General features: G+C 59.9%; 15 protein-coding genes. 2 read left to right on the forward strand and 13 right to left on the reverse strand.

What is annotated here, in order from left to right; genetic code table 11:
- Nucleotides 1-41 precede the first annotated feature (41 nt).
- From AC5W7N_RS18700 to AC5W7N_RS18740, 9 genes are all read right to left on the reverse strand, one after another.
- Complete coding sequence (locus tag AC5W7N_RS18700) at nucleotides 42-677, reverse strand: hypothetical protein (protein WP_178128354.1); 636 nt, start codon at nucleotides 675-677, stop codon at nucleotides 42-44.
- 32 nt (nucleotides 678-709) lie between these two features.
- The gene (locus AC5W7N_RS18705) at nucleotides 710-1666 is read right to left on the reverse strand and encodes an MlaD family protein (RefSeq protein WP_130915572.1); all 957 of its coding nucleotides are present in this window, start codon (nucleotides 1664-1666) and stop codon (nucleotides 710-712) included.
- The gene (locus tag AC5W7N_RS18710; protein WP_217439867.1) at nucleotides 1663-2745 is read right to left on the reverse strand and encodes an MlaD family protein; all 1083 of its coding nucleotides are present in this window, start codon (nucleotides 2743-2745) and stop codon (nucleotides 1663-1665) included. The genes AC5W7N_RS18705 and AC5W7N_RS18710 overlap by 4 nt, the downstream gene beginning before the upstream one ends.
- The gene (locus AC5W7N_RS18715; RefSeq protein ID WP_130915571.1) at nucleotides 2745-3848 is read right to left on the reverse strand and encodes an MlaD family protein; all 1104 of its coding nucleotides are present in this window, start codon (nucleotides 3846-3848) and stop codon (nucleotides 2745-2747) included. Before AC5W7N_RS18715 ends, AC5W7N_RS18710 begins: the two co-directional genes overlap by 1 nt.
- 2 nt (nucleotides 3849-3850) lie before the next feature.
- The gene (locus tag AC5W7N_RS18720; RefSeq protein ID WP_165448790.1) at nucleotides 3851-4699 is read right to left on the reverse strand and encodes an MlaD family protein; all 849 of its coding nucleotides are present in this window, start codon (nucleotides 4697-4699) and stop codon (nucleotides 3851-3853) included.
- A gap of 179 nt (nucleotides 4700-4878) precedes the next feature.
- Entirely contained in the window at nucleotides 4879-5898 is a 1020-nt protein-coding gene (locus AC5W7N_RS18725) for an MlaD family protein (protein ID WP_130915569.1), read from the reverse strand.
- Complete coding sequence (locus tag AC5W7N_RS18730; protein ID WP_130915568.1) at nucleotides 5895-6947, reverse strand: MlaD family protein; 1053 nt, start codon at nucleotides 6945-6947, stop codon at nucleotides 5895-5897. The genes AC5W7N_RS18725 and AC5W7N_RS18730 overlap by 4 nt, the downstream gene beginning before the upstream one ends.
- 6 nt (nucleotides 6948-6953) lie before the next feature.
- Nucleotides 6954-7820 carry an MlaE family ABC transporter permease gene (locus AC5W7N_RS18735; protein ID WP_130915567.1) on the reverse strand — a complete coding sequence of 289 codons (867 nt, stop codon included), beginning with the start codon at nucleotides 7818-7820 and terminating at the stop codon, nucleotides 6954-6956.
- The gene (locus AC5W7N_RS18740; protein WP_036542646.1) at nucleotides 7821-8657 is read right to left on the reverse strand and encodes an MlaE family ABC transporter permease; all 837 of its coding nucleotides are present in this window, start codon (nucleotides 8655-8657) and stop codon (nucleotides 7821-7823) included. It abuts the gene before it with no gap.
- An 842-nt stretch (nucleotides 8658-9499) separates the two neighbouring features.
- Between AC5W7N_RS18740 and AC5W7N_RS18745 the strand changes: the two genes are divergently transcribed.
- Nucleotides 9500-9631, forward strand: coding sequence for a hypothetical protein (locus AC5W7N_RS18745; RefSeq protein WP_269472911.1), 132 nt, complete (start codon nucleotides 9500-9502; stop codon nucleotides 9629-9631).
- Between the two features lie 598 nt (nucleotides 9632-10229).
- Here AC5W7N_RS18745 and AC5W7N_RS18750 read toward each other — a convergent pair.
- Genes AC5W7N_RS18750 through AC5W7N_RS18760 form a run of 3 tightly spaced genes read right to left on the reverse strand, consistent with a single transcriptional unit; the run spans nucleotide 10230 to nucleotide 13161 of the window.
- Nucleotides 10230-11432, reverse strand: a complete 1203-nt coding sequence (locus tag AC5W7N_RS18750; RefSeq protein WP_138453229.1) for an NAD(P)/FAD-dependent oxidoreductase — start codon at nucleotides 11430-11432, stop codon at nucleotides 10230-10232.
- Nucleotides 11429-12817, reverse strand: a complete 1389-nt coding sequence (locus AC5W7N_RS18755; RefSeq protein WP_130919330.1) for a cytochrome P450 — start codon at nucleotides 12815-12817, stop codon at nucleotides 11429-11431. Before AC5W7N_RS18755 ends, AC5W7N_RS18750 begins: the two co-directional genes overlap by 4 nt.
- 23 nt (nucleotides 12818-12840) lie before the next feature.
- Nucleotides 12841-13161, reverse strand: a complete 321-nt coding sequence (locus tag AC5W7N_RS18760; RefSeq protein WP_130919329.1) for a 2Fe-2S iron-sulfur cluster-binding protein — start codon at nucleotides 13159-13161, stop codon at nucleotides 12841-12843.
- Nucleotides 13162-13293: 132 nt separating this feature from the next.
- Here AC5W7N_RS18760 and AC5W7N_RS18765 point away from each other — a divergent pair, with 132 nt between their 5' ends.
- Nucleotides 13294-14301, forward strand: coding sequence for a helix-turn-helix domain-containing protein (locus tag AC5W7N_RS18765; protein ID WP_163848368.1), 1008 nt, complete (start codon nucleotides 13294-13296; stop codon nucleotides 14299-14301).
- Nucleotides 14302-15783: 1482 nt separating this feature from the next.
- Here AC5W7N_RS18765 and AC5W7N_RS18770 read toward each other — a convergent pair.
- Nucleotides 15784-16209, reverse strand: a complete 426-nt coding sequence (locus AC5W7N_RS18770) for a DUF6968 family protein (RefSeq protein ID WP_415175828.1) — start codon at nucleotides 16207-16209, stop codon at nucleotides 15784-15786.
- Between the last annotated feature and the right edge of the window lie 34 nt (nucleotides 16210-16243).

Genomic DNA, 16243 nt, shown 5'->3' on the forward strand with positions numbered 1-16243 from the left:
GTCATTATTCCAAGCTCCTCAACGTCGAAAAACCCCGGTGACTATTTGGCCGGGAGTGCCGAGTCGACACCACCGACATCTGTTACCTTCCAATCCAGATTCTTGTCAACTGTTACGGTATAGGTAACAGTTGTTTGCGCACCCTCCGGTATCTGCGCACTCTTCGATGTCACATTCAGGAACACGTTGACGACGTAGACACCCGATCGTTCGGAGCGCACTGTCGCCGCGATGGGAACTCCACTAGAACTCCACTTCAGTGGCAGCACAATTTCTTTCAGCTGCGGAGCAGTGGCATCGAACTTGTTTGCAAGAACGGGCGAGACGTTGGACTTCAAACCACGAACCCACTGGTCGAAATTCTGATAGTCGATATTCGAGGCTCCGACTGCATACTCAGACGCTACTTCTTCGGCGCGCTTCTCCGCGGCTACGACAGCGTCCCGATCTTTCAACTCGCTCCTAGCCGAGAGCCACAACGGAATCGAAACGGCCACCGCGACAACAAGGAGGGCTACTGCGGTTCCCAAGGCCAGAGAACGCAGGCTTATCGAGAACGACCTCTCCGACCCGCGCGCGCTCGAGCCACCCTTGACCGACGTCCGAGGCACACCCGCGTCAACCGGCTTTTCTTCCGCAGCTTCGCGGTCAGTATCATGAGAATCTTCTGTGGGCATAATCAGCTCCGGTGTCTCTCGTTCTTTCACATCTATTTGACAGCGATCCGCATTCGCAAAGCACCGTCCCCCGTGACACTGAGTGCACGATCTATCAGGTCGCTTATGTTGATTTGCGCCATGGAGTTCGACGCGCTTTCCGCCAGTGGCTGTACCGCCGGGACCAGATCACGAAGAGCGGGGCCGATCTCATTGATGTAAGACGTCACTTTATCAAGGAAGGGAATGAGTCCGTTTCCTTCGATATAGTCCCCGGGCATATTGCCGATTCGAGACAGTCGCGCCAGAGAGTCCGCGATGAGTGCGCCCCACGCTCCGGCTTCCTCCCACAGAGGGCCGGCGGCGGTCATCGACTGCTCGGCCCACTCCATATCAGCACCCATTGTTTGCAAATTCTTCAAGATATTCCGGATTTCGGGTGACCTACTCAGAATCGTTTCCGAAAGCAGCGTTGTCGATGCCGCCAGACGCGGCATCACGGCTTCCGTCCCCGACAACGTCTGATCCAAGGTCTTGACGATATTGCTGATCGCCTGTGGGTTCAGTTGCTCGACCAGATGGGTGACAGTATGCGCCACATCAGGTATCGAGCGGGGTAGAACCACTTCAACCGCGTCGATACGCTGACCGTCGGCCAGGTAGGGCCCGGCATCAGTATTCGGTACGAACTCGATATAGGGCTCCCCCAACCCCGACAGGTCCTCAACAGTAGCGCTGCCGGTCGCAGGAACCCTGTACTTGGGATCGAGACTCAGCACCAATTCGACACCACGCTCGGCCTTGTCGATAGAGTCGATCTCTCCTACCTTCACTCCTCTCAACAGGACCGGGGAACCGGGTAGCAAACTCCCGGTCCTCGGCAGAGCCATGGTCACAACAGTCCTGCCAGAAAACCAATCAACTCGAAGCACACCGAATGTTAGGTATGCGGTGCCCAAGACCAGCACGATTCCGATCGACACCAGGGATAGCACGGAACTTGGCTTCATCGAACCACTCCGATCATCCGCAGCGACGCAAGAATACTGTCTATCCGATCGTCGTCCGATATGGGGCCGACGCCTTCAATGCCTACAATATCAACCTTCGGACCGCGCTCAACAAATGGAATAACCTTTTCGCGCAAAATGGCCACGGCTTTGTTCAAATTCGAGGGGGCGTTCAGATCAAGCGGGCGGCGAGTGAACAATAGCGGCACGAAGGCACGTGCGGCCTCATTGCCCGATTGCGCCAGGGGGCCGACCCACCGGAGAGATTCTGTGAGCAATTTGAATCCGTCGTACAACGTGATCAACCCGATCATGGAAGTCATCGAAGCAGCGGCCTGACTCACCCCCGACTCGGTCAGCAAATACTCCAGTTCAGGGGTTCTACGCTGCACCACGTCCGTGTTCGCGCGCAGACCGTTCAGCATTGCGTCGACGGCATCCAGGTGGTTGGCCAGGTCAATGATATCCGCACCGACTACCTCGGATATCGAAGCAGTCTGCCGAGTGTCGATCGGCAGCACCCCGTTCACGCGGTTCATTATCTCCTGAGCCTGTTGAATCCCTCCTCCTTGGACGAAGGTCGCGAGTACGTTCATGGTGTCCTCAACCTGCAGCAGCGGCTTCGTCTTGTCCAATCCGATGGTGGCGCCCGGGGGAAGGGCATCCTGCGTGCCGGTCGGCGGAGTCATCAGCGCGATGGAGACATCGCCAAGTATCGTCGGCTGGCGGAGTTCAGCGGTGGTGCCGACCGGCAATCGAACCGACGCCATCAGGTCGACATCGACGGCAACATACCCGTCGTGGTCCTCGCCCGCGTCGACCAGTGACACATCGCGCACGACCCCTGCTCGCAGACCATCGACTGTAACCTTCGCTCGCGCTGGCAGATTCAAGGCGTCAGCGAACAGAATCCGGATACCGTACCGGTCTCCAGAAATTCCGGTCCCCGGAACGGGAACCTCCGCGGGATCGAATCCACATCCGGGAACTATGCACACCATTGCCACCGCGGCCGCAGCGATGAACCGACCACCACGCTCACGAGCAGATCGCGCCCATACGACTCGTCGCAGAACCATCACCGCGCACCTGCCGTCCCGAATATCAACGGAAGAACCGAAACCTTCTCCAACTCGTTCTCAGCGGACTTGCAGCTACCTGGCACGACACGCTCGATGGCCGCGCATACCCGCTCTGCGTCCGCCGGCGGCAGCTGAGCCACCGGCGCCGCGTAAGTCAGGATCGGTGAACCACCCTCCTGCGCCGTCGCCCTCTGAAAAGCCTGCACCAGCGGTGGCGTCAGGTCGATTATTTCTTGTACCGAGCCGATATTCGCACGGGCGAGACGCGCTAATGGGACTGTCGCGTTCAGCGCTTCGAGAATTTGGTCACCAAACATTGAAGTAATCTCGTTCAACCATGGCACAATGATCCGCAACGAATCGATAATCGACACGGTGCGCTCAAAGATGCCACGATCGATCACTTCGAGACCTGGAGCCAGACGAGTGATCATGGCCTTGATATCGCCCCATCCGCCGGCCATGCTGTCCGATAATGATCGCAGTGAGTCGATAAGCGCACCGATATGCCCGATAGCAGCATTGGGGGAATTGAGAGCACGACCCAACTTGAGGATCGTATCATTCATTTCAGGTCCTGTTCCGGATAATGCGGCATCTAAGGCCGCGAGCTCATCCGCAAGCCTTTCACGCTGTGTAGAACCATTTCCATCGGTGATCTCTGCAGCGAGGTTGCCCAGCGCATTCATAGTCTGCGACATGCTCTTTGGTGTCAGTGTACGGGTAATGCACTGTCCGGAATCCCATTCATGCTCGGCTTCGCTGTCATCGAGTAATGCAAGCGATCGATCCGCGACGATTGTGTCGGATACGGTAGTAGCTGACACCTGACCGCGGGGCGAATGGTTTACCTCTACCTCGAATTCGACACGGACCATGTCACCATGAGGTTCGATACGCGTCACCGAGCCGACTCTGACCCCTCGCATGGTGACATGGTTCCCGGCGTACAAGCCGATTGCATCCGGCATATTCGCGCAGTAGCTACGCATCCTCTTGGGAGGCTCGATGATCACGAAGTATCCGACGATCAGAATTGCACATACGACCGCGACACCGAGAACGGACATGAGACCCCGGGACGCCAAGAGCTTATTCATCGTCAGCACTCCTTTCCGGGGACCGGAATACACACCGACGGCACCGGGACAACTGTCGCGGATTGGTCGACCACGAGCCCTTCCTTCGACGACGCGATCGGCTGGAGCCGCGCCAGTAGGTCGCGCGTATTCGTGACAACCTGTCCCATCTCTTCACCCAGACTTTCCAGCTCAGGGATGACGTCGGCCAGGGCTCGCGCAACGGATTGCAACCTGGATCGATACGCCGGCTCGAGGCCCGCGATACGCGCGAGAAGCTCGTCCATCAGCCGGACGGCTTCGTAGATCTCGGCCTTTTTGTCGAGGCCCACTGTCTCCATCAGATTGACGCTGTCGATCATTCCGCCGAGTGTCGCCTTCGACTCGTTGATCGCGCCGAGATACTCGTCCGCCATCGCGAGCGTGTCCGAAATGTCACGGTTCTGGCGGTCGAGGATGTCGACCAGAGATCCGAATGCCTCCGTTGCTCGGCGAATGCCGGACGGTGCACTGGCAATCGCAGCGTTCATGTTCGTCAAATTCTGACGCAACGTATCGCCATCGATATCATCGATCGGCCGAATCGCGTCCTCAAAAGTCCGACCCAGGCTGTACGGAAGATGGACCCTCTCGGCGGGAATGGACGAATGTAACGCAGAATTCCCCGCCGGTGTCACCGCGAGGTAGCGGCCGCCGATCAGTGTCAGCATACGGACATCGAGACTCGTCTGGTCACCGATGAAGATGTCGCTGTCGACGGTGAAGCTCATTCGAACGTTTCTTCGGCTCAGCTCGATGGACTTCACCGCGCCGACCGGCACACCCGCGATTCGGACGTCATCGCCAACCTTGACCGAGCCCACTTCCGGCATTTCCGCCCAGTATGTGGACTCGTCGAAAGGTACTACGTAGACTACTACGCTCGCCGTCAAGACCGCTCCCATCACTGCGGCCCCGACGCCAGCCCAGCGCAATTCTCGGTCCATGCTTCGAAGAGGAGCACTCACCGACTGCAACGCGGTTCCCCCGCGAACACGGAGTAGCTTACTGATCACCGCTCGCATATCGAGATCCTTTGCCCACTGATCAACACATGTAACGGCGCCGGAACTTCGGCGTTGCCGTTCGAGCAGTTACGATTGATGACCGGTCCATCGGCGGGAACCCACGCATTCAGTGTCTCGAGAACGGCCGGCAGCTTCCGCAGCACCTCGACCGCCTGTTCCGGGTCCGGAAATACTGCCCCCAACAGGGCATCGGCATCGGCGTTAGGTCCGGTCGTCAAGCCGAAGGCCTCGAGAAGGCCGTTCAATGGCGCGATCACGTCTGGTGCCATGAGGGCGAATTCGACAATTCCATCCACCTTGCTACGCAACGTGGACACAACCGAGGCCAGCTCCGAGACAAGTCGGACGAGATGCGAGGATCGGCCACCGATATGGTCGGATATCTCTTTGAGATTTCCGACCAGAACGGTGACTACCGCTTGCCTGTCCAGCGCATAGTTGGACAAGGCTTCGATAGAGTCGAGGACGGAACCGACGCCCGCTCCGTCTCCCTCGATGACAGCGATCATGTTCTCTGCGAACTTGTTCACCGCTTCGGGCGACAGCTCTGCGAGTACCGGTTGTAAGCCGTTGAATAGATTCGTAATGTCGAACGACGGGATCGTGTTGGCAATATCGAACTTATGTCCGGCCGGCAACTCCGCTGTGGTCGGCGATGATTGTTGAACATCGAGATATCGCTGTCCTACGAGGTTCTGATAGCGAATCGCCAGCACAGTGTTCTCGTAGATCGGGTGATTGCGCTGGACCGCAAATCCAACCACCGCTCGACCACTGGCATCCAAGGTAATCGATCGTACCTCGCCAACTCGGAGACCATCCATACGAACATCGTCGCCGGCCTTGAGGCCGTTCGCGTCGACGAATTCAGCCGAGAATTCTACCGCGTCTCCAGATACGGGGCGTTGCACCGTCTGAACGATGATTGCGAGCAGCACAGTGATCACGACGGCAGACACAATAAGTTTTGCGCTGGTCGCCAGAAGACTACGCTGTCTTGTCATCGGCCACCTCCGATGTTGGATGGTGGCGGAAGAAGCCCCGGCAAGAACGCGGTGAACGCTGGAACCATATCGAGAACCAACTCGATGTTCAGAATCGGACCGTCTGGAGTCGATGTGAATGATCGGTCTAGACGTGATAGGAGTTCAGTGAGCTGCGTGCTCGAGGCGCCGGGCGTAGGTACCATTCTGCTGGCCGTTGACAGAACCGGAGCGAGCATAGCCGCATAGTCCGACAGATGACCCTGAGCCGCGAATAGAGTTTCCGCCAGCCCAGGAAAGAACTCCCGACCTACAGTATTGACAGTCGTATCGAACAGCTCACGATCCGTATTCAAGATCTCGATCGTGGTGAGCCGATTTATGAGGCCGACCGTACCGTCGATCATCGATGCAGTCCCGACTAGCATGGATCCGTATTGGTCCAGCAGCTGCGATATCGGCATCGTCTGGGTTTCAGCAATGTTCCGGCTGGATACAACGATTGCCTCCATGAGAGGTGTGAATTGCCGGGCTATTGTCGCGCCCCGTGTCAGGATCTCGGTCAATTCCGGGACGAGAATGTCTCCAGTTGCTTGAGCTACGCTGCGGATGAGAACACCCATCGTTGCGTCTCGTTGCCGGTCGGCTCGCGGCCCCGTCAAATCGACGATACTGCCATCCCGTAATGGAGCCCCACCATCACCTGGTTTCAGCGCAATTTCACTGATGCCGAACAAGTTCGATGGCGAGTAGTCGACGAATAGCCCGTCCGTGAGACCTGCCGATTCGGCGCTTTCCAGTCTGAGAATCAATTGTTTCGCCCCATCGTCCGATTCGATCTCCGAAACATCACCTATCTCGATACCGTCGAATCGAACGGGTGTTCCGACGGTGATCCCGTCGCCGATGGACTCGGTACGCAGCAGTACCACTATTCGATTATCATCCTGGAGGGCCATCACAACAGTCCAGGTCAAGGCTACTACGATCACTATGATCACGGCGAGAACACCCAGCATGACCGATGACCGCTTCGATGTCGACACACCCGGCATTTCATAGCGAGACATCGTTTCTCACCCCGTAAATTCGATGGAGGAGTTGACGCCCCACAAGAGGAGGGTCAACACCATATCCAAACCGATGATTGCCACAAAGCTGGCACGGACAGCACGTCCAGATGCGATTCCGACGCCTTCTGGCCCGCCAACGGCGAAGAACCCATGATAGCTGTGGATAAGAATCACAGCCGTCCCGAATACGAGAACCTTTATCACCGAAGCCGTCACATCCCAGCCGCTGATGAATTGATAAAAATAGTGATCGTAGACACCGGCGGCTTGGCCATGAAGTTGCACGATCACCGCGCGACAAGCGGCATAACTCAGGATCAAGGCGATCAAGAATGTCGGAATGATTGCCACGGCCCCGGCTATGACCCGGGTGGTCACAACGAACGGTATCGATCGCAGTCCAAGCGACTCGAGTGCATCGATCTCCTCGGAGATCCGCATAGCGCCGATTTGGGCCGTAATACGGCATCCGGCTTGTGCGGCGAACCCGACGCCCGCAGCAATCGGTGCAAGTTCCCGTGTATTGGCAAAGGCCGAAACGATGCCGGTCACCGGCCCCATGCTGATCAGGTTGAGAGTGGTGAAGGACTCTACACCGACCGAGCCTCCGATCACCAGACCGAGTACCACCAGCATCGGTACAGTTCCACCGCCGACGATAATGGACCCTTGGCCCCATGTCATATCCGTGATCACGCGCATAGTCTCGGCTCGATATCGCCTGATCGTGAACGGGATCGCGGACAGCGCCTCCCAAACGAACGCGAGTACGAAACCGATCGACTCCAGGAGCGCGATGCGGGCTCCGAACGGCGCTATTCTTCTCCTGAGCCTCGCCAGCCGGGGTGGAGTAACCTTTACCTCCGACATCTAGGCCAGCCTCGTCGGAAGGAACATCGACACCAGCTGAGTAATTATGAGGTTCGTGATGGCGATGGAAACTACGGAGAGAACGACAGCCGCGTTCACGCCATCCGCCACTCCACGCGGACCGCCTTTTGCCTCGAGCCCCCGCTGGCACGCGATCACGACCACGATGAATCCGAACAGCACGGACTTGGCTATCGAGACACCGATGTCCGCGACGACGGTGAAAGAGCCGAACGTTCCCCAGTAGCTGCCGGGGGTCACTCCCTGGGGGCCGATTGCGACCGCATATCCAGCTATCACGCCCGTGAAGATGATCAAGATATTGAGCATCGGCGCGACGAAAACCATCGCCACCATCCGAGGAATAACCAGTCGGTGCAAGGGGCTGATGCCCATCGTTCGCATGGCATCGATTTCTTCGCGAATGTTACGTGCACCCAGATCCGCCGCGATTGCGGCCGCTCCGGCCGCACCCAGCAGCAGCCCTGTTGCCATGGGGGCGCCCTGTTTGATCACACCCAATCCACCAGCGGCACCGAGCAGGGAGTCCGCCCCGATTTGATGAATCAAGTTTCCGACCTGGACGGAAACGATGACACCGAAAGGCACGGCCATCAGGATGGCCGGAATCGCAGTAACCGTGATCAGATACCAAGCTTGATTCAGTGCCTCTCGCCACTGGAATCTCAAACGAACGATATCGCTTACTGCTCCCGCAGCCGACTCAGAAGCCATCTGCGTCGACCGGCCAAAAGTTCTGAGCGCCGACACTACGGTTTCGGAAAAGTTTTCTCTGAGCAACCTCGTCGACGTCGATAGCGCGCTACGTTCAGGCATTACCACAGATTCCCGTCCCAACCAAGAGTATCGCTCCGCAATGCAACTGGCGCGCCCGCTATGAAAGTGTCGGCGATCCGGCATAGCTCGTTCTCCGAATGATCGGAATGGCTTCGCCGGTATGACGTACCTCGTCGGGTCATTATCGAGCGCACCCTGCTCACGGCACCTCCTTGTGCACTACTGCAAGTACCAGATACTCAGGGTATGAGTATGTGGTGCTGCTCACGCAGTGTCAATAGAGGATTTCGATCGATCCCGGGACGCGCGAGCGGCCCTCTGGCAACCGAGCGATATCGCCCCGGCGAAAGTCGGGCCGATAGCAACCGCGACGTGCGACGACACCATCCACATGAGCAGTCTCGCCCATCTACGGCCGAGGAAGGTGCGGTTGTGGTGCAGGGGCGGGTTGGCAGGCATCGGCCACCGAAGATACTCCCTCGGTCACTACTCCGGCTGCACTTTGCTCCGCGCTTCCGTCGCTAGGTGGCGCCGTTTCGCACTGCCTGCTTCGGCATTGCCAGTCCACCCATAAGCCCTGATCGACGGGAATGATCGCGACCAGGTAGCCCCGGCAGATGAACCGCCCGGGTATGGTGCCCACGCATTTCGGCGGGATGAAAGCGGTCTCTGCGAGGCTCGGAGCGACCCGTAAGCCCTGCGCAATTGGGTGCGCCGCGCCGCGGTCGACACCGGCGGCGCCGAAGGCGTGTCGACCGAGGCAGCGAGGGAGATTCGCCAGCTGCACTGCACGAATAGGGAATCCGAGGAACGATCGGAATCCGCGAAGCGGCAACACCTTTCTTCGTGCGACTAGCGACCCGCGATAGCAGTGGCTGATCGTGCCCGGCAAGAAGGTCGGCATGACCAAACCGAACCAGGCCGCGTCGAGAGCGACCGACCTGGCGGACCGGCAGTTTCGGGTTCTGGCGCAGAACACGCGGCTCATGGCCGATTCACCTACATCCGCCTGATCACCGATGTTCGTCTACCGCGTTCGTCGTCGATGCCTACGCCGGCTGCGTCCTCGGCTCGGAATGCTCGACCAGCGAAGACGCCACGTTTGCGGAGAAGGCGATCCGGCCCGCGGTTGCTCTGCGGGCTCGCGAAGGTCTTCCGGTCGGTAGAGCGATACATCATTCCGATGTGAGGTCTCGATACACCGCAGTGAAACTCGTGGAGACACTGGCGGTCTCGGATCTCCGACGGTCGATCGGGTCGGTCGGGTCGGTCGGTGACGCCTACGCCAACGCGTAGGCAGCAACCACGATGCGGCTCCACACAACCGACGCGATCCCCAGCGATTCCTGTTTCGGCGCCGATCCGCTCACCCGGCTCGACGACGTCGAGCTCCTCAGCGAGGACTGAGTCGGCTGGTTAAGTCCCGAATCGTGCACTGCTGGGGCTGCAACCATCGGCCGAACACGAGACGGGCTGCTATGCACTGAACGTCGCGCAATCGGCTGGGGGTTGGGCAAAACCGGTGCATCGAAGCAAGAGCGGGTCAGCCACCGCTGAGCCGGCCTACGCCCCACGCACTGCCGCGTAGCCATCACCCAACAGACCGTGGCCTCAGGCCGAGCCGGCGAGCAACAGTTCGTCCCGGTTGATGTGGAGTTGCTGCGTGATTGCCCGCTTACTGAATACGAAGTCGCGGGGGCGGTTGATACAGTCGGCGGCCACGAGCTCGCCGGCGCGGAGGTAAAAGCAGGTGAAGTCGCGGTCCCCGGATGGGTCCCCGCTGAGGACGACTTCGTCGTATCCGGTGTTGAGGCCGGCGATCTGGAGCTTGAGATCGTATTGATCCGACCAGAACCACGGAAGCGCCGCTATCTTCCTGGACTTCCCGTTGATGGTCGCGGCTGCGACCTTGGCCTGCTCGCTGGCGCTCGGCACCGACTCCAGGCGTATACGGCGGCCGTAACGGGCCATCCGGTGACTGGCGCAGTCCCCAGCCGCGACGATATCGGGGTCACTGGTCTGAGCCTGGTCGTCGATTACGACTCCGTTGTCGACGACCAGATCTGCGGCGGCCGCGAGCTCGGTGTTCGGCTCCACGCCGATGCCGACGATGACGAGGTCGGCGGGAATCGCTTCACCACAAGACAGGACTACCTCTCGGACCCGGCTGTCGCCAGACACAGCCTCGACCAGCGCGTGCGTGCGGATGTTCACGCCCTCGTTCCGATGGATTCGGTCGAAGAACGCCGAGACCTGCGGGGCAGTGACCCGTTCGAGGACGCGCTCGGTCGCCTCGAGCACGGTGACTTCAAGACCCAACGCTCGCAGGGAGGCGGCCGTCTCCAGTCCGATGTAGCCGCCGCCGACGATCACGGCCCGCCGCCCGGGGCGGGCAGCGGCTCGGATCATCTCGACATCGGCGGCGGTGCGTAGGTAGTAGACCCCTGCCAGATCGGCGCCCGAGGTGGCGAGCCGACGAGGGCGGGCACCAGTGCACAGCGCGAGCTTGTCATAGGGCAATGCGTCGCCAGTGCTCAGTGCGAGGCGACCAGCCGATCGATCGATCGCCTCTACTGTCGCATCCACGAGTTTGATTCCCTGCTTGCGATAGAATTCCGCGCTGCGGATCGCGAGCTCGTCAATTGTGCTCTTCCCGGCCAGATAGGCTTTCGACAGCGGAGGGCGTTGATAGGGTAGAGTCGCCTCCTCACCGATGAGGACGACCTCGCCCGTCCACCCATCCTGGCGCAGACTGGCCGCGAGTTGGACTCCACCATGGCCGGCCCCGACGATGAGAGCTCGCTGTACACTCATACGTCTGCCTTCGGAGTGAGGCGGACCATCATCTTGCTGATGCCCCGCACGAAGTTGGACTGCACGTACTCGGGCTCCCCCACGACCTCGATATTCTCGAAGCGAGGAAGCAGCTCCTCCCAGAGGATCCGAAGCTGCAGCTCGGCCAGCCGGTTGCCCATGCAGCGGTGGACGCCGAAGCCGAAAGCGATATGGTTGCGGGCGTTGGACCGGTCGATTATGAACTCGTCCGGTCGTTCGAACACGCGCTCGTCGCGATTGCCCGAGGCATACCACATCACCACTTTGTCGCCCTTGCGGATGAACTGGCCGTTCAGAATTGTGTCTGCCTTGGCGATCCGGCGCATGTAGGCCAGCGGAGTTTGCCACCGGATGATCTCCGAGACCATATTGGGGATCAAGCCCGGGTTCGCCTTCACCTTATCGAACTGGTCAGGGAAGCGGTTGAGTGCAAGCACACCGCCGCTCATCGAGTTCCGGGTCGTGTCGTTGCCACCGACGATCAGCAACAAGAGGTTGCCCAAGAACTCCATCGGGCGGTCGATCAGATTTTTGGTGTTCTCGTTACCCTGCAACATGGTGATCAGATCGAAGCCGGGTTCCTCCCCGCCGGCTGTCCGGGCCGCCTTGTCGTGCCAAAGAGCGCTCAGACCGCGCGCCATATCGCGCATGCCGGGGAATATCTTGTCAAGGTCCGAGGGACCGCCATTGGCTTGCTCCATCGAGGTCGCGAGATCTGACCAGTAGACGAGCTTGCGACGCTGCTCGTACGGGAAGTCCAGCAGGGTTGCGAGCATTCGAGCGGTCAACTCGATCGAGACGTTCTGTACCCAGTCGAACGGCTGATTCACGGGCAGGTCGTCCAGAACTTCCTGGACACGCGATCGAATCAGACCCTCCATCTCACGCAAGTTCTTCGGTGCGACAACACCCTGGACCGCAGCCCGCTGCGTGTCATGGCGTGGTGGGTCCATCGCGATGAACATCTCGACATCCAGGAAGCGAGGCGGCGCCCCGATGATAATGAACGGCTCGGCGGAGAAGACCTCATGGTTCTTGTCGACGGCCACTATGTCGGCGTGACGCGTGACGGACCAGAATGGACCGAACGGACTGTTGGGCTGATAGTGGACCGGAGCCTCGTTGCGCAACCGCTCGAAGTAGTCCTGCCAGCGCCCCTGACGATAGAGGAAGGGGTTGCTGAGATCGATGTCGGCGAGCTCGACCTCATCGACAGGCGGGATGGGCTTCTCGACGAAGAGCTTCTCCCCATTCGTCCCGGTAACCCAGCGACGCGTCTTGTCGTACAGATGTGCGCCTTGGATCTGCAGATCCATCGGGATGGTCGACTGCACCTTGGCGGTGATTGCTGAAGGAATATTCATCACGATTCAACCGTCTCTCGTTGTCACATCTGGAACTCAGGCAATTGGACGGTCAAACCGTCCCAGCCCGCGGAGGCAATCATCTGGCAGGACAGCCGAGAGGTCTGCTGGCGCTCAGGGTTCATCGCAAGCATCTCCTCCTCTTCAGGGCCGGAGAAGCCGACCTGCTCGATCCAGTGCGGATCGACGATCACATGGCAGGTACCGCACGCGGCTTCGCCTCCGCAGTCACCGTCGATGCCGGGAACCGCATTGTTTGTCGCGACTTGCATCAGTGAGCGCCCCTCTTCGAGAGGCACCTCATGCTTCTCTCCGTCGTGGGAGACAAAGCTGACAACTGCCATGGCAACTCCTGATACGTAGCCTCGATGTGAATACCAGGTAAAAGTCTTGCCGAAGAGGTGATCGACGGCTATGTTCGACAGGGGCAGAAACTTGTGAATTCGGCTCAGCGAGATGACGGTGAACATCAAATGATGGGGGCACACCCTGGCGACGCCGGTGTCCCCCCGCTCGTGTTCGTTCAGCTGCTCGAGAGCCAAGCGCTTGACCCAGATACCGTCGCACAACTTCGCAACATCATGGTTCGCGAAGGAATCGACGAGCCGGCCCTGATCAAGAATGACGTCCAGATCCCGCTGCGCTGGTTTCGGGAGGTCTACCCCGAGCTCGATGCCGACCAGGCAACCCTGCTCGGCTTCGCGTTCGCCGAACAGGCCCAGCTGACATCCTTCGGCCCGCTGAGTTTCCCGCTGGTGAGCGCCGGGTCGGTGGCCGAGATCGTAGAGCTGCTCACATACCTGCCGTTGATTTCGACAGCGGTCAGCCCACAGTTCCATCCAAGTGAGCACGGCCTCACTGTCGGGCTTACCGGACACACACGTGATCCGGCTCTGGACTGCCTGGTCGTCACCTACAGTGGGTCGGCGCTAGTGCGGCTGCTCGACATGCTCGCCGACGAAGTACGGACCATATCACTCCATCTGAGCTGGTCGGCGCCAGCCTTCCCGACCGGTCACGAAAGTATGCTAGCCGGGTGCGTGTTCTTCGACGCTCCGACATCGTTCCTCCATATCCCTGCCGCCACGCTCAACGAGGTCTGCCGGTTCTCCGATCCCGTAGCGTATCGACTCGCCATCGTCGATCTGCAACGAACTCTCGACCAGCGCAGCGGAGCCATACCGTTGTCGGAGAAGGTACGACGGCTGTTGGAGAAAGACCCGGGACGAAGAAGTAGCCAGTCGGTCGCCCACGAGCTGTCGATGTCCACCAGCACGCTCAAGCGTCGCCTCGCCGAGGAGGGGACCACCTTTCGCGCGTTGTGCCAGTCAGTCCTGCGCGAACGTGCGATGCTGCGGCTACTCGACCGATCCATGTCGGTGAGTGAGATCGCCACGGATCTCGGATACAGCGACCTCGCCAACTTCTCACACGCCTTCAAGCGATGGACCGGCCGCTCTCCCAACGAGTTCCGGCGCACATAACACGCGAGTTGTCCGAGCAGTTCGGAGGATTCGCCTGCGGCTACGTGCGGGCGAGGCCTACTGTTCGGCGGATGTCCGCTGCTGGTAGGGCGAGAGCTTATTCTTCGTTCCGAGTGTCGACATCTCACCAAATAGGCCCGATGACTCTCGCCCCTGTGTCGTCGATCGGGCGCGAACCGTTCAGGGTCGAAGACCTCGGAATCGGTCTTGTGTTGGGGCGCGTGGTGATTGACTGCGGGAGCACCGTGAGCAGCGATTCAGAGGGAAACAATGTCCGAGCAGGTCGGAATCCGCGTCATGTTGCGCTGACCAGAGGTACCGGGGCAGCACGAGGGGCTCCTTGATCATCAGGGCGTGGGAGTTGGGTTTACCGAGGCCGTTGATGACGTTGACACCGTGCCGAGCACTACCGAGTCCGCCCTCGCGGGCTCCTGCCATTCCGGGTGCTTGACAGGGAAGTACGCGGCGGCCGTCGTAGTGCTGGTCGCAGTGTCATGAGCAGACGTATCCCGGACACGCAGTCGGCGCTACGGTCGGCGTGGCCGGGCCAGCGGAACGATGGCGTCCTCAGGCCAGGGTGGCGTAATCTCTGAATCTCAGGTTTCATGGAGTCGGGAGAATTGGCAGACACAGGATTGAACAGAGCGTCCTATGCTGATTCGACACGATCAATTCACTGCCGTTCTTGGCTCCACGCCGTCTGGGCTGCCCCTCCCGCAACGGGCCTACGCGACAGCCCCACGAACCGCTTCGTCGAGCTTCTCCTTCTTCTCATCGGTTGTAAGTGACCGAGCGCGAGTGTCGGGCCGCTCCGCATTCAATGCGATGGGCTGGGGCGCTGGTCATGCCATCACATACGCCGTTAGCCGAGGTGTGATTCTCATTCGGAGTACCGACCGGTCCGACCACCGCTTCACAGTGGGGCCGTTCGGGCAGATTCACCTGCCCGTCGCCATTCACCGCGCCCTCGGTATCCTCCCGGGAGATTGCGTCCTACTCATCCCATTGCCGGAGTGCGCTACTGTCGCGGTCATCCCACCCGGAGTTGTCGAGGACACGCTCTCCGATGGTCTTGACGATCGGTGGGCAGCGCCATGACCACCAATGATCTAGAGGTCGCACGGGCACTTCTCGCTCGCCTCGGTGTCCAGCCCGAAGCACTGCTGCGAACGCCACACGAGAATGGTCGAACTCCAACCTTTGCCGAGTACACACAGCGGGTCGAGGCAGCGGTGTCGGAAGGCGCGGCGGACCTACCTCCGCTACTGGCGAAAGCTTGCGTAGCGGTGGCCGCACCGCGGCATAGACGAACCAACCTCTCTCGAGCTTCAGGCACTTGTCGAAGAAGCCCGCCAGAACGCAATCGTTCGACGGAACAGCCGTGGCGGACGCTCCGCCGCTGAGCGTCCATGGCTGCCAGCCAGTCGAGAAAGGCTGGATCCTGCTGGGCATCCCCGAACCCAGCATCCTGGTCATCGTTGCTCATCGTTGCCTGCCCATTGCGTCGTTCTCACCGTCGCCCGTGTCATCCTCCGACTGCCGCCGCTCCGACGCCGTCGACTGTTCACGTTGTGCACCGGCGTCTTCCGTGCGGAGGCAGGCGAGAAGGTCGTGACCGAATCGCGGCGGGACGATTCCGAGATCGGAGCTGCCGTTCCACAGACAACCGGCGTCGGAGAGGATGCGATCAGCGAACTGGAGGGCCTGGATCAGCGCATGCTCCGAATCGGCTCCGCCGATCGTGTACACCTTCTCACGCTCTGGTATGCCATCGATTCGGATCGAGCACCCGTAGCCACCGCCGCCGTCGAACTGAGCAGGTAGTGCGCACTCGACCAGAACCCGCTCGCCATTTCTGGTCAGCTCGCGTTCGGCGATCGGCGGTCCGATGAACTCTCGCAGCTGCACGGCCCGATACTATGACCAGTCGCTACCGCGAACA

Source organism: Nocardia sp. CDC519, assembly GCF_059509835.1.